We start from the raw sequence: 12,867 nt of genomic DNA, 5'->3' as shown, positions 1-12,867 counted from the left end.
GTGCAATAACACCGACGTTTTCGGCGAGAGTTCTTGCCGGACCGGCAAGAATTGGTCTGGATTGGTTTCTGCTGCGATCCTGACACGCACAGTGTCATGGGGGGGTGGGGCCTGCTCGATGTCGAGGTAGTCGTCGATGTGAAGTGCAAGACATTCCGGCGGACCCGCGACAAGCGGCGAACGCCACGTACAGGGACACGGGACGTCCTCGAAACTCGAGGAACAGTCCGGACAGTCCCACTGGAAGGCGGCCGCCCCGTTCACCGACCTCGAGGCCCACGAGATGATCGACGAGACCATCGCCTCTCACACGCTCGACGGCTACCCGGCGCTGGCCCGCTTCCTCGTCCGGGTCGGCGACATCGTCACCGCTCGACATCAACCCCGTGATCGCATCGGACGCCGGCATCGTGCTCGTGGACGTGCGAATCATCCTGTCCAAGAACCACCCTGGAAACCACATAAAGGTTCGTCAAGGACGGACATTCCCGGCGACGGAGGGGCGTGGCTGCTGCCGCGGGCCGTCGGACTGGCCCGGGCCAGCGAGATGGCGTTCACCGAGGAGGCGATCGACGCCGCAACCGCCCGGAACTGGGCGCCACCCGGCGGCTCGACACAGCTTGCTAGGGCCGCTTGCCGTACCCGAGCGCCTCGACGATCTTCCCGTCCCGGACGCGCATGAGATTCACGCCCCGAAAGTTCTCGGTGCCGGTGATCCTCCAGCGGATGACGGCTCGGTCGCCGTCGATGTCGACGTGCTCGACCGTGAACCCGATGGCGGGGTCGGAGGCCAATCCCTGCCAGCCCGCGAGGCATTCGTCGTAACCCGTCCATCGGTTGCCGTCGGGCTCCGGGCCGGTGCCCTCCAACACGCAGTCGGGGGCGATGAGGTCGACGAGCTTGTCGGGTGCCCGTTCGAGGAACGCGGCGTTGTAGTGATCGATGACTGCTGCTGTGTCGGTCATGACCGTATCGTCTGCCGCGGAGTCACTGCTGGCAACTCCCTGGAAGGAATGGCATCGACCCCCGGGGTGCGCGAAAATTGATCGGTGATGACGCGGTTCCCGAGTGAGTTCCGGCGCTGGCACACGGCCCGCCGGATGAGCCAGCTGGATCTCGCGCTTCGGGCGGGCACCACCCAGCGGCACGTGAGCTTCACCGAACAGGGCCGCTCCCGCCCGGGTCGGGGCATGGTGTTGCGCCTGGCGGAGTCGATGGAGCTCACGCTACGGGAGCGCAACGAGCTGCTCCTCGCTGCCGGCTTCGCCCCGGCGTTCCCGGAGTCACCGCTCGACGACGAGGCGCGGCGCCCAGTTCAACAGGCGCTGGAGACGATTCTCGACGGGCATCTCCCGTACCCGGCGATGGTCGTGCGGCCGCACGGCATCCTCGTCACCGCCAACCGGGCGTTCGAGGTGTTCCGCGAAGGCGTCGACCCCGCGTTGCTCGCACCACCGGTCGACGTGTTCCGCCTGGCCCTGCACCCCGATGGGAACGCGCCCCGGGTGCGCAACCTGCCGGAGTGGGGCCGGCACATCACCGAGCACCTACGGGCTCAGCTGGCGCAGAGCCCCGACCCGGCGTTGGAGGCGCTTCTCGCCGAGCTCGAGTCCTGCCTTCCGCCGCTGCCCGAGGAGGCCGACGTGCTCGGCTTCGCGGTGCCGTTGGAACTGGGCTCGGCCGATGGCGACCTCCGGCTCATCACAACGCTCACGTCGTTCGCGACCGCCTCCGACGTGACGCTCGCCGAGCTGCACCTCGAAGCGTTCCTGCCCGCTGACCACGGCACCGCCGAGGTGCTGCGTCGCCGATGGGTCGGCGCGCAACGCATTATCGCCAGGAGCAGACACCCCGACCGTCAAGCCTGGCCCGAAAGTTCGGTGCCACCGACATCGTCACCGAGCGCGGCGACGACGGCGTCGCGAAGATCAAAGAGCTCACCGAGGGCCTCGGCGCCCACTCGGTCATCGAACCCGTCGGCACCCAGGAATCGATGATGCAAGCCATCCGATCGACCCGCTCCGGCGGTCACGTCGGCTACGTAGGCGTCCCCCACGAAGTCGAACTCCCCGGCATGGAGCTGTTCTTCTCCGGTGTGCACCTGCACGGTGGCCCCGCACCGGTACGCCGGTTCCTCCCCGAACTGATCGAGCTCATCATCAACGGTCAGATCGACCCGGGTGAGGTCTTCGACCTGACCCTGCCTCTCGAACAGGCCGCCGAGGCTACGAAGCGATGGATGAGCGCCGCGCGACCAAAGTGCTGCTCACCCTCTGATCCACAAGCGCAGGTGCGGTTCCCTTCAGCCGGAAGGAGTCGCACATCGGACGGTCTACTCACTCCGTGGGCTCGTGGGTTCCGCGCACTGGTCCCTGTATTCAGACGCTCGCCGGTCTGCGGCGGGTATTCACGGTGGGGTCAGTTCAGGCTGGCGGTGTCGATGACGAACCGGTATCGGACGTCCGAGGCGAGGACCCGCTCGTACGCCTGGTTGATCCGGTCGGCCGGGATGACCTCGACTTCGGATCCGATGCCGTGGTCGGCGCAGAAGTCGAGCATTTCCTGGGTCAGGGCGATGCCGCCGATCATCGATCCGGCGAAGTTGCGGCGGCCGCCGATCAGCGACATCACGTTGAGGCTGAGTGGCTCGGCTGGGGCGCCGACGTTGACGAGGGTGCCGTCGATCGCGAGGAGGCCGAGGTAGGCGTTGGGGTCGATGCTGGCGCTGACCGTGTTGATGATGAGGTCGAATCGGCCGGCGAGCTGCTCGAAGGTGTCGGGGTCGGAGGTGGCGTAGTAGGCGTCGGCGCCGAGGCGCAGGCCGTCCTCTTGCTTCTTCAGTGTTTGGGAGAGCACGGTGACCTCGGCACCGAGGGCGTGGGCGATCTTGACGGCCATGTGCCCGAGGCCGCCGAGGCCGACGATGGCGACCTTTTTGCCGGGGCCGGCACCCCAGCGGCGCAGCGGGGCGTAGGTGGTGATGCCGGCGCACAGCAGGGGAGCTGCGGCGGCCGGGTCCAGGCTCTGTGGGACGGACAGGACGTAGTCGGCGTCGACGACGACGTGGGTGGAGTAGCCGCCCTGGGTGGTGGTGCCGTCGCGGTCGACGCCGGCGTAGGTGGGGACCATGCCGTTGACGCAGTACTGCTCGTCGCCGCCCTGGCAGTTCGTGCAGTCACCGCAGGAGTTGACCAGGCAGCCGACGCCGACGCGGTCACCGACTTTGTGGCGTGTGACGTCGGTGCCGACCTCGGCGACGATGCCGACGATTTCGTGACCGGGCACGACCGGGAAGGGTTGCGGACCCCAGTCGCCGTTGACGGTGTGAATGTCCGAGTGGCAGATGCCGGCGTACTGGATCTCGATGAGGACGTCGTGGGAGCCGACGTCGCGGCGCTCGATGGTGGTGGGGACCAGCGGCTGGCCGGCGGCGGGGGCGGCGTACGCGTTGACTCGCATGGCAGATCTTCCTTCTTCCTTCTTGGGTGGTCAATTCGGTAGTGAGCAGGACATGGCTGAGTGACCGGTGGCGCATCGGTCGAGGGGCGCGCACCGGGGGGTGTTGGGTGGGTTATCGCCTCTTGGTGTTGTGGAGTTGGTCGGCCAGTGCGCTCGCCTCGGCCGCGAGGAGCGCGGCGCGGGGCTCGTCGCCGGCGTCGATCGCGTGCCAGTAGTCGATCTTGAGGTCGACGTAGCGTTGACGGAGTGCGATCTGCTGGGCCTCGCGGGCAAGTTGCTGCCGGCGTTCGGTCAGCAACTCGATCTGCGCGGCGGCGGCCGCGGCCCCGAGTTGCCCGTTGGCGACGTACTCCTTCATGTCGTTGACCGACATCCCGGTCGCTGCCAGGCACGCGATTGCCAACAGCTGGCCCAGGTCGTCCTCGTCGTAGACGCGGTGCTTATTGCTCTCCCCACGGCTGATCGGCGCGATCACCCCGACCGACTCGTAGTAGCGCAGCGTGCTGGCCGGAAGTCCGGTCAGAGCGGCCGCGTCCTTGATCGTGTAGTTACGTCGGGTGGTGTGTGCACTCACGTCATCGACGCTATGAACTTCAAGTACTTGAAGTCAAAGGTTGGCTGCGTCACACCGTTGCACCGCAGATCAGCGCACCCCGACGAACACGCTCACAAGACCGCTCCACGTCACGCCCTCGCGACCTTCGTTCTTCGTGCGGTGGCGCACGCGACGGACAATCAGGTGCCGCACCGGGTGATCGCGAAACCTGGCCGTCACGCAACCGGAGGTCAGCCGGATGGTGCAGGAGGTGCGGTTGAGACGTCGCCCCGCGACCGCTCGCCGAGAAGTGCTGCTCGAGCGTGCACGATCGGACGATGGCCGAGCTGACCGCCTGGTACTACACCGCCGGGCAGTCCCGGGCGACGACCCGTTCGGGGAGACCTACGTGCGGGGACGTCGAACGTGGGCCCATGCCCGAAGACGGCAGCGGGTACGCACGGAAACCCGCAGTCATCGAGGAGCGTGGCGGCCACCCGTCTTCGCTACCGGGCATCAACGGTGACTCGCACGAGGAGCTCGGACGAGGTTGACTACCTACAACCAAGGTTTGAGGCCCTCACCGATTGGTGGGACCTCTTCCTGTCGTGAGTACGTCGGGGTGGAGTACGTCCCCTCCTGGGGTTGGCGAACGGACCCCTGGGGTTGCTTCAGATCGGGCACGGGAGTGGGCAGAGTTGTACCTGTCACCGAAACACTACCCCGACACTCTGGAGAAACTGAATGATCAACGCCCGACGAACCTTTGCCACCGCCGCTTTCGCCGCTCTTCCGATCCTGAGCGCCTTCGGGTCGGCGTCCATCGCTCATGCCGAGCCGATCGGCCCGAACGGTCCCACCGGTGGGCAGTGTCCGATCGTGAACACGGACTCGAACGGAAACGAGACAGTGACGTACGGCAAGCCCGGTGATCGCAATGGTGCCCTGGTCTGCGGTGCGGACGGTGAATGGACCGTGGGCAAGGCCGGCGGATTCAAGGGTGGCCCCGGACAGATCCAGACTCAGCCCGGACTGTCACGCGGATAGGCCACAGGTCTTCCCTTCCCCTGCTCCCGGGAGAGCGAGTGTCCCGCATCGATGCCGGTGCGGGACACTGTCGTCGAGAGGGACGTCGTCGTGTGTTCATTCCTGAAAGAAGCGATCTGTGCGGATGGCTGTGCTCACCCTCGTCTGCGAACCCAGTGGATACCGCCGGTGCCCGCCGCCTGCACGGTCAGCCGACGATCGGTCGGTGTCCGTACCTGGTTGTGGGCGGGGGCGAGTGGGGATCCCGGCCCGACCGGGGGTCGAGCCGGGATCCGGTGTCCTTCACGGCTAGTTGCGTGATGCCAGCGAGCGGAGGAAGAAGGCGAGGTTGGCGGGGCGTTCGGCGAGGCGGCGCATGAAGTAGCCGTACCACTGTTCACCGTAGGGCAGGTAGGTACGTACCTGCTTCTGTTCGCCGACCAGCCGAAGTTGTTCGGAATCGCGGATGCCGTAGAGCATCTGCAGTTCGAACTCGTCTGCCGCCCGGCCCTTCGCTTCGGCGTATTGCATCGCCGCGCTGAGCATGTCCGGGTCGTGAGAGGCGACCATCGGGTAGCCCTGGCCGTTCATCAGGAGCCGCAGGCACCGCAGGTATGAGTCGTCGACCGCGGTCTTTTCTTGATGGGCAACAGATGCGGGTTCCTTGTACGCGCCCTTGCACAGCCGGATTCGCGATCCGGGGCCGGACATGTCCTCGCAGTCCGCCTCGGTGCGCTTCAGGTACGCCTGCAGCACGGTGCCGAGGGTGGGGAAGTCCTCGCGTAGTTCGCGCACGATCGACAGGGTCGAGTCGGTGGCGGTGTGGTCCTCGGCGTCGACGGTCACCCACGCGCCGGCTTCCTCCGCAGCGGTGCAGATCTTGTGCGCGTTCTCGAGGGCAACCTTGTGCCCGTCTCGGGCCAGGGATTGGCCCAGGGCAGACAGTTTCAGCGATACCTCGATGGTGCGCACCGGCGACGGCGGGAAGGTCGCCGGAGTGCCCCCGCAGGTCGCGAGGGCTGACAGGTTCGACAGCAAAACCAGGTAGTGGGACACCGTGTTGTTCGCTTGCGTGAGATCGGTGGTGTCCTCACCGAGGTAGTCGATGGTGATGTATCGGCCGGAGTCGAGGATTGCGGTGGTCGCGGTGATCGCTTGGCTCTCGGTTTCACCGGCGACGAACCGGTCGACGAGATTGCGGGTCACCGGGACCTTGCTGATGGTCCGTTCCATGCGAGGGGAGCGGGCTGCGGCGAGGAGGGCGGGCCGCAGCAGGTCGGCGGCCGCCATCAGATGTTCTCGGAGGTGTCGGCGCCCTGGTGCGGGTAGCGGTGGTCGGTGGCCGGGACGAATGTTTCCTTGATGGTGCGGGCGGAGGCCCAGCGGAGCAGGTTCTGCGGGGAGCCGGCCTTGTCGTTGGTGCCCGAGGCGCGTGCTCCTCCGAAGGGTTGTTGTCCGACGACGGCGCCGGTGGGCTTGTCGTTGATGTAGAAGTTGCCGGCTGCGAATCGCAGGTCGTCGGTCGCCTGGGCGATCGCGGTGCGGTCGTCGGCGATGATCGACCCGGTCAGCGCATAGGCGGACCCCTTGTCGACCAGGTCGAGGACCTTCTCGAACGACCCGGCTGCGGAGTCGTCGTAGACGTGCACCGACAGGATCGGTCCGAAGTATTCGGTGCGGAAGGCCTCGTCGGTGGGGTCGTCGCCGAGCAGCACGGTGGGGTCGACGAAGTACCCGATGCTGTCGTCGACGTGGCCGCCGGCAGCGATGGTCAGGCTGGGGGTGGCCTTGGCGCGGGCGATGGCGTCGGCGTTGCGGTCGAAGGCCCGCTGGTCGATGACGGCGCCACCGAAGTTCGAGAAATCGGTGACATCCCCGTATTTCAGCGTCGACGCCTTCTCGATGAAGTTGTCGCCCATCTTCGCCCACACCGACTTCGGGACGAACGCGCGGGAGGCCGCGGAGCATTTCTGACCCTGGTAGTCGAACGCGCCGCGCAGCAGCGCGGTGGTCAGGGTGTCGGGGTTCGCGGAGCTGTGGGCGAGGACGAAGTCCTTGCCGCCGGTCTCGCCGACCAGGCGCGGGTAGGAGTTGTAGTTGGCGATGTTGTTGCCGACCTGACGCCACAGGTGCTGGAACGTGGCGGTGGACCCGGTGAAGTGGATCCCGGCCAGGCGGGGGTCGGCGAGAACGACGTCCGAGACCTCGGCGCCGGCGCCGTTGACGAGGTTGATCACACCCGGGGGCAGCCCCGCGGCCTCGAGCAGTTTCATCGTCCAATACGCGGCGACGGCCTGGGTCTGCGACGGCTTCCACACCACGGTGTTGCCCATCAGGGCGGGGGCGGTGGGCAGGTTGCCGGCGATGGCGGTGAAGTTGAACGGGGTGATCGCGTAGACGAAGCCCTCGAGGGAGCGGTATTCGAGCTTGTTCCACACGCCGGGGGAGGAGATCGGCTGGTCGGCGAGGATCTGCCGGGCGAACTGGACGTTGAACCGCCAGAAGTCGATCAGCTCGCACGGACTGTCGATCTCCGCCTGGTACGCGGTCTTGGACTGACCGAGCATCGTTGCGGCGGCGAGGGTTTCACGCCACGGTCCGGACAGCAGGTCGGCCGCACGGAGGAAAACCGCGGCGCGGTCCTCGAACGATAGTGCCCGCCAGCCCGGGGCAGCGGCGGTGGCGGCGGTGACGGCGTCCTGGATGTCCTGGGCGCCGGCATTGGTGAAGGTGCCCAGCACGGCGGCGTGCCGGTGCGGCTGGACGACGTCGATCGCGGGGCCGTTGTTTCGCCGGTGCGCACCGCCGATGACGTTGTGGATCTCGGTGGGGTTGGACCCCAGCTCTGCCAGCTTCGCCTGCAGTCGCACCCGCTCCGGGCTGCCCGGGGCGAAGGAGCCCCCCGGCTCGTTGACTGGCTGCGGGGTGGTGGTGATGGCGTCCATGAAACCTCCTACGAGGGGTATGGCGGCGACGGAGCCGCTGCAAAGCACTACCCGTAGTCAACACCAACACCCACGGAAAACTATCAGCCAGTCAGACGAATAGTCAGGCTTGAGATTGTATGATCGGCCAATCGCATCCTTCGGATCAATCTATTTGGACAGGGAGACCAGCCGTGTCGTCTCGTAAACGTGCCGTCGCCAAAGCAGGCCGAGAAGCGGAATCGAGCGAAACTATCACCCTGCGTGAACTTCTCGCCGCACTTGATACGTCCGTGGTCGAGTTGATAGAGGCGCCCGCGGGGGATTCGGTCGCCATCTCTTCCGTCGCCCTGGTCGACAGCTCCGATTTGTCGGTAGAGGTCGAGTCACCGTCGCCAGATCTCTACCTACACGTCGGCGTGAGGAAGGCCGAAGCCGTGCGGTGGTTCGAGGAGGTCGCGCTACGAGCCCCCGACCAAAGGCCGCGCGCGGTGTTGTCGAAGTCGGCGGCATCGTCGACCGCTCTGCAGTCCGCGGCGCGCAGCGCCGGCGTCGCACTGGTCGCCGTACACCCGAAGGCCCGGTGGGGCCACGTTTTCCCCCTCATTCAGCGCATGCTCGACCGCTCCCGGCAGCAGTACGACAGGCTGGGTGACTCAGAGTTGCTGGCCGTTGACACGGACCTGTTCGGCCTCGCACAGGCCATCGCGCAGAACGCCGGCGGGATGGTCTCGATCGAAGATGCGCAAGCGCGCGTGCTCGCGTACTCGGCGTCGGACGAAGCGGCCGACGAATTGCGGACGCTGTCGATCCTCGGCAGGATCGGCCCGCGCGACTACCTGAAGGCGATGCAGGAATGGGGTGTCTACGACCGGCTGCGTGAGAGCGATGAGGTCGTCGACGTCCCGGCACACGACGAGCTCGGCACGAAGCGACGATTAGTGGTGAGCATCCGTCAAACCGTTGAGGACGGCTCGGCCGCGCCCCGGCTGCTCGGATCGATCTGGGTGCAACAAGGGTATGCCCCGTTCACCGATAACGCCGCCGACGTACTGCGGGGCGCCTCCGCGATCGCTGCGCGGATCATTTCCCGCAGTCTCAATGCTCCTTCGACGGAGAGCGTGCTGATTCAACGGTTGTTCGGCGCGCGCGGGGGAGGGGTGGATGCCCCATCGGTGGCCAGCGCCCTGAACCTGCCGGATTCAGGATCGGCCGCAGTGGTCGGATTTGCCGTGACCGCAGGAGAGCCCGAACCGCCGTCGGAGATTGTCACCAGTGTAGGCAGCATGATCAGTCTGCATGCGAGCGCGCTCCGACGTGACTCGGTGTCCACGATGATCGGCCACCGCGCCTACGTCCTGTTTCCTCGTTACAAGTCGGCGAATATCATCGCGACGTGGACCCGCCAGTTGGTCGAGCAACTCGAGCAGAAGCGGTCGATACTCCTGCGTGCCGCGATCGCTATCCCCGTTTCGGGTCTCGGACAGGTTGCCGGAGCCCGGACCGAGGTCGATCGGGTCCTTGACGGGACCGCCGCGACTTACCCCGAGGGACGGGTCACCACGCTCGCCGAATCCCGTACTGCGGTGTTGCTCGGCGAGATCCTCGACCTCGTCGGGGGAAACAGCGAGCTGCGTGATCCGCGGCTCGATGCCCTCGTCGAATACGACGACAAGCACGCTTCGAATCTGCGCGAGAGTGCCGAGGCGTACCTTGCCGAGCATGGGGACGTGCGCAACGCTGCCGCCGTCCTGCAGGTGCATCCAAATACGTTGCGCTACCGTATCCGGCGCGTCGAAGAGATCGTTGGCGTCAATCTGCAGGACGCATCAGATCGGCTGCTCATCGAAATCCAGCTTGCGCTCTTGCGGCGTCCCGCCGGACAGAACCGCCCCACCCTCCGCTGATCGCAGTGCGGACCGATCCACGGTAGTTCGTCGATGTCCTCGACGGGTCGTGCAGCGAACATGGCGGAGTCCCGAACGGATTTCCGTAACGAGAGTTTTCGACATCTGTCGAGTTTCATCGTCTGGTTCCATGCGATCTCGTGATCGTGCCGTTTCGTCTCCCATCCGAGGGTCGCTCGCTGTCATCCGTCGGCCCCCTGATGGCAGCGCAGAGGGACACACGTCTTGGTGGGCGGACGGAGCCTGCGAGTACGCTGGCGCGGTCGACAAGGAGAGGTGTTGTGCCCATGAGTGAGCCGTATGCAGTCGTCGGAGCGACGGGTGGTCAAGGAGGCGCCGTCGTCGACGCGCTGCTCGAACGAGGGCGGGAGGTTCGAGCTCTGTCCGTCGAAGCTCTTCTCGCTCAGACGCGTTGCGCCTGCGAGGCGTCGACATTGCCGTGGCCGACATCACCGATCGGGCGGCGATCGCGTCTGCCGTAGATGGGTGCGCGGGCGTGTTTGCCATGACCACGCCTTTCGAAGACGGCCCGGAAGCGGAGATCGCTCAGGGTGCCGCGCTTGTCGGCGCGTTCAGTGATTCCGGTGTTCCACACGTGGTGTTTTCTTCGGTGGCGGACGCAGACAAGAGCACTGGGATCCCACATTTCGACACGAAGGCTGCGACCGAGTCGTTGCTGCGAGAATCATCCCTTCCGTACACGATCGTCGGGCCGACCTACTTTTATGACAACTTGCTCGGTGGCCTCGATGGCATCCGTCGAGGCCGGCTCGATCTGCCTCTGCCAGTCGATACCCCGCTGCAGCAGTTGTCGCGCCGGGACCTCGGTCGGTTCGTCGCGCTCGTGTTCGACGATCCGGATCGATTCGTCCGGACAAGAATCGACCTGGCGTCGGATGATCCGACGCCACGTCGGATGGCCGGGGTGCTCAGTAACGTGCTGGGCACGCCGGTTCACGCCCATTCGTCCGACGCGGACGCCATCGCATCGCCGGACATGCGCGCTATGTTCCGCTTCCTTACCGACACCGGGTACGACGCGAAGATCGGCGAACTAGGTCGTCTCTACCCCGAGGTGGGGTGGCAGAGCTTCGCCGATTGGGCCGCCCAGTTGGCGTGACGTCTGCGGAAAGCAAGTGGTCGACGAGTTCGGTGTCGAAGTGGTCGACCATCGGGTGCAGTTCGGGACGGTGCCGGCATCCGAACCCCGAAGACGAGTGGGTCGTCGCTGCTGGTGGCAATCGCGCTCGTTAGTGACGCTTGCCGGTCGGTGTTGTTCGGGTGCCCGGCGGCGGGGTCTCGGCGCGAGCGAGTTCGGCTACGCGGTCGGCCAGTTCTCCGGACAGTGTCGTGTCGGGTTCGGTGCTCGCGGCGTCCTCGAGCTGGGTGATGACGGTGTCGGTCGTCGGCTCGGCTGTGCCGGTGGTCGGGGGGTGCTCGAGTTGATATTGCGTCTCGATGTCTTCGAGGTGCTCGGCGAGTAAGTCGGTGTCGAGTTGGTGGGCCGCCTTCTCGTTCAGTTCGGCGTTCTCGACGGTCGCGGACCGAGGGGCGGTCTCGGCGTCAGCTGCAGCGGTATCCGGTGCGCTGGGATCGTGATCGGTGTCGGATGCAGTCCCGGAGACCAGGGTGACGCGGGGTGCGGTGTCTGCGGCATCGTGGGCTCGGTCCTGGTGACCGAGAACGGTGCCGACGGCACAATCGAGCAGGCTGAGGCTGCCCCGGTACAGCCGTCGGGCCGGTGCTGCGGGTGCCAGGTGTGCGATTACCTGTTCGTCGACCAGGCGCAGCGGGTAGCGCACGATGGTGTACTGCGCGCGCAGTATGGCCAGGGGGAGTGCGGTGATGATGTTCATGAGGCCTCTATGTTCGGGTGGAAGGGTCAGGAGACTGGGCTGCTGCCGCTGAGGAGTTCTATACCGGCGCTGCCGAACGCCCCCCAACGGACTTGATCTGGGGTCGGGTCCGATCGGTCTAACTCGCGTGCGGACGGAGATCTCGATTCCGGGAGTCCCTCGACAGGGGCGGGACCACCGGCCGGGTCCCCGGTCCCCGGGACCGGCGGAGGCTTTCGGACATCACCCGTTGCCACCACAGGTCCAACGGACTCGGATCCGGCCACCGAATCGGATCGTCTTCCGATCCGAACTCAGGGCCGCTGCCGCTACAGGGGCCTTCTTCTTCGATGCGAGGCACGATCTGTACACCCTCTCGGTCAGACGCATCCGGTAGGTCGAATGCACCGCGATCCTTCTGCTGGTTCGACGTCAGCCACCGTCACCGGCTACCCGCGTCGTCGCCTGCGGTCCGGTTACCCGGAACAGCGTCCGACTACCCACGCCAGGACGCCGATGGCGGCCCGGCGTCAGCCCTGCTGTGAAACAAACACGATGACGGAATCCGTCGATCTAGCTGCACGGGTCCACGGTGCGGCCGACTTTGCGCGGCGCGGTCGGGTGCCCGTCACCCACCGTCCCCGAACGATTCCACCGGCATTGTGTGTTCGTTTTTTTCGTTTTATGGTGGGGTATGGGTGCTGGGATGAGCCACACGGTGTTGCCGGTCGCCGACGATCGGGATCTTCTCGCCGCGCTGAGGGCCGTTCTCGCTGGTCAAGAGCAGGTGTCGATCTCGACCCCGGAGGAGTCCGTGCCGCTGCCGGACAGTGTTCGGGGGTTGCTCGTCGACGCGGTCACCGCCCTGGATCAGGGGCAGGCTGTGACGGTGGAGCCACATCGCACCGTGTTGACGACGCAGGAGGCCGCGGAACTGTTGGGCATCACCCGGCCGACCTTGGTGCGGCTGCTGGAGGCGGGGAAGATCCCGTACACCTCGCCCGGCCGTCATCGGCGGGTGGAGTTGGCGGACGTGCTCGAATTCCAACGGCGCGAGCGTGCGCGCCGCGGCCAGGTGTTCGAGGAGATGGCGCACGAGGAAACCCCGGACCCCGGCGACGCCACTGACGGCTTCGTGTCTCGACCCGCCGATCCGGGGTGAGGTCGCCCTATGGCTGTCT

Annotated in this window: 10 protein-coding genes and 4 pseudogenes; 8 read left to right on the top strand and 6 right to left on the bottom strand. The window is 66.2% G+C overall.

What is annotated here, in order from left to right:
- Positions 1–484 precede the first annotated feature (484 nt).
- A pseudogene (locus FND50_RS36925) lies at positions 485–595 on the top strand (enoyl-CoA hydratase); the annotation flags it as partial.
- A 28-nt stretch (positions 596–623) separates the two neighbouring features.
- Here the strand turns inward: FND50_RS36925 and FND50_RS20400 are convergent.
- A complete protein-coding gene (locus FND50_RS20400) occupies positions 624–965 on the bottom strand; it encodes a nuclear transport factor 2 family protein (RefSeq protein WP_144286880.1) in 342 nt (113 codons plus the stop codon).
- An 87-nt stretch (positions 966–1,052) separates the two neighbouring features.
- Here FND50_RS20400 and FND50_RS37605 point away from each other — a divergent pair.
- Positions 1,053–1,748 (top strand): annotated as a pseudogene (locus tag FND50_RS37605) (transcriptional regulator); the annotation flags it as partial.
- 66 nt (positions 1,749–1,814) lie between these two features.
- Positions 1,815–2,277 (top strand): annotated as a pseudogene (locus tag FND50_RS36195) (zinc-binding dehydrogenase); the annotation flags it as partial.
- A gap of 141 nt (positions 2,278–2,418) precedes the next feature.
- Here the strand turns inward: FND50_RS36195 and FND50_RS20385 are convergent.
- Positions 2,419–3,459 carry an NAD(P)-dependent alcohol dehydrogenase gene (locus FND50_RS20385; protein WP_144286879.1) on the bottom strand — a complete coding sequence of 347 codons (1,041 nt, stop codon included), beginning with the start codon at positions 3,457–3,459 and terminating at the stop codon, positions 2,419–2,421.
- 112 nt (positions 3,460–3,571) lie between these two features.
- Complete coding sequence (locus tag FND50_RS20380) at positions 3,572–4,033, bottom strand: MerR family transcriptional regulator (protein ID WP_144286878.1); 462 nt, start codon at positions 4,031–4,033, stop codon at positions 3,572–3,574.
- A 299-nt stretch (positions 4,034–4,332) separates the two neighbouring features.
- Between FND50_RS20380 and FND50_RS36915 the strand changes: the two genes are divergently transcribed.
- Positions 4,333–4,548, top strand: a complete 216-nt coding sequence (locus tag FND50_RS36915; protein WP_260850556.1) for a hypothetical protein — start codon at positions 4,333–4,335, stop codon at positions 4,546–4,548.
- Positions 4,549–4,738: 190 nt separating this feature from the next.
- Positions 4,739–5,041, top strand: a complete 303-nt coding sequence (locus FND50_RS20370) for a hypothetical protein (protein ID WP_144286877.1) — start codon at positions 4,739–4,741, stop codon at positions 5,039–5,041.
- 288 nt (positions 5,042–5,329) lie between these two features.
- Here FND50_RS20370 and FND50_RS20365 read toward each other — a convergent pair whose 3' ends face one another.
- On the bottom strand, positions 5,330–6,310 hold the full coding sequence (locus FND50_RS20365) for a proline dehydrogenase family protein (protein ID WP_144286876.1): 981 nt from the start codon (positions 6,308–6,310) through the stop codon (positions 5,330–5,332).
- Positions 6,310–7,965: an L-glutamate gamma-semialdehyde dehydrogenase gene (gene pruA / locus FND50_RS20360; protein ID WP_144286875.1), complete on the bottom strand. Its 1,656-nt coding sequence runs from the start codon at positions 7,963–7,965 to the stop codon at positions 6,310–6,312. The genes FND50_RS20365 and pruA overlap by 1 nt, the downstream gene beginning before the upstream one ends.
- 272 nt (positions 7,966–8,237) lie before the next feature.
- Between pruA and FND50_RS20355 the strand changes: the two genes are divergently transcribed.
- Both FND50_RS20355 and FND50_RS20350 read left to right on the top strand, forming a co-directional pair.
- Entirely contained in the window at positions 8,238–9,851 is a 1,614-nt protein-coding gene (locus FND50_RS20355; RefSeq protein WP_144286874.1) for a CdaR family transcriptional regulator, read from the top strand.
- Between the two features lie 287 nt (positions 9,852–10,138).
- Positions 10,139–10,971 (top strand): annotated as a pseudogene (locus FND50_RS20350) (NmrA/HSCARG family protein).
- A 130-nt stretch (positions 10,972–11,101) separates the two neighbouring features.
- Here the strand turns inward: FND50_RS20350 and FND50_RS20345 are convergent.
- Positions 11,102–11,707 carry a hypothetical protein gene (locus FND50_RS20345; RefSeq protein WP_144286873.1) on the bottom strand — a complete coding sequence of 202 codons (606 nt, stop codon included), beginning with the start codon at positions 11,705–11,707 and terminating at the stop codon, positions 11,102–11,104.
- A 685-nt stretch (positions 11,708–12,392) separates the two neighbouring features.
- Here FND50_RS20345 and FND50_RS20340 point away from each other — a divergent pair.
- Positions 12,393–12,848 carry a helix-turn-helix domain-containing protein gene (locus FND50_RS20340; protein ID WP_186301093.1) on the top strand — a complete coding sequence of 152 codons (456 nt, stop codon included), beginning with the start codon at positions 12,393–12,395 and terminating at the stop codon, positions 12,846–12,848.
- Positions 12,849–12,867 lie beyond the last annotated feature (19 nt).

It is taken from the genome of Rhodococcus sp. WB9, assembly GCF_007558985.1.
In the GTDB taxonomy this organism is placed as follows: domain Bacteria; phylum Actinomycetota; class Actinomycetes; order Mycobacteriales; family Mycobacteriaceae; genus Rhodococcus_F; species Rhodococcus_F opacus.
This window is presented reverse-complemented; position numbering and strand designations above follow the sequence as displayed.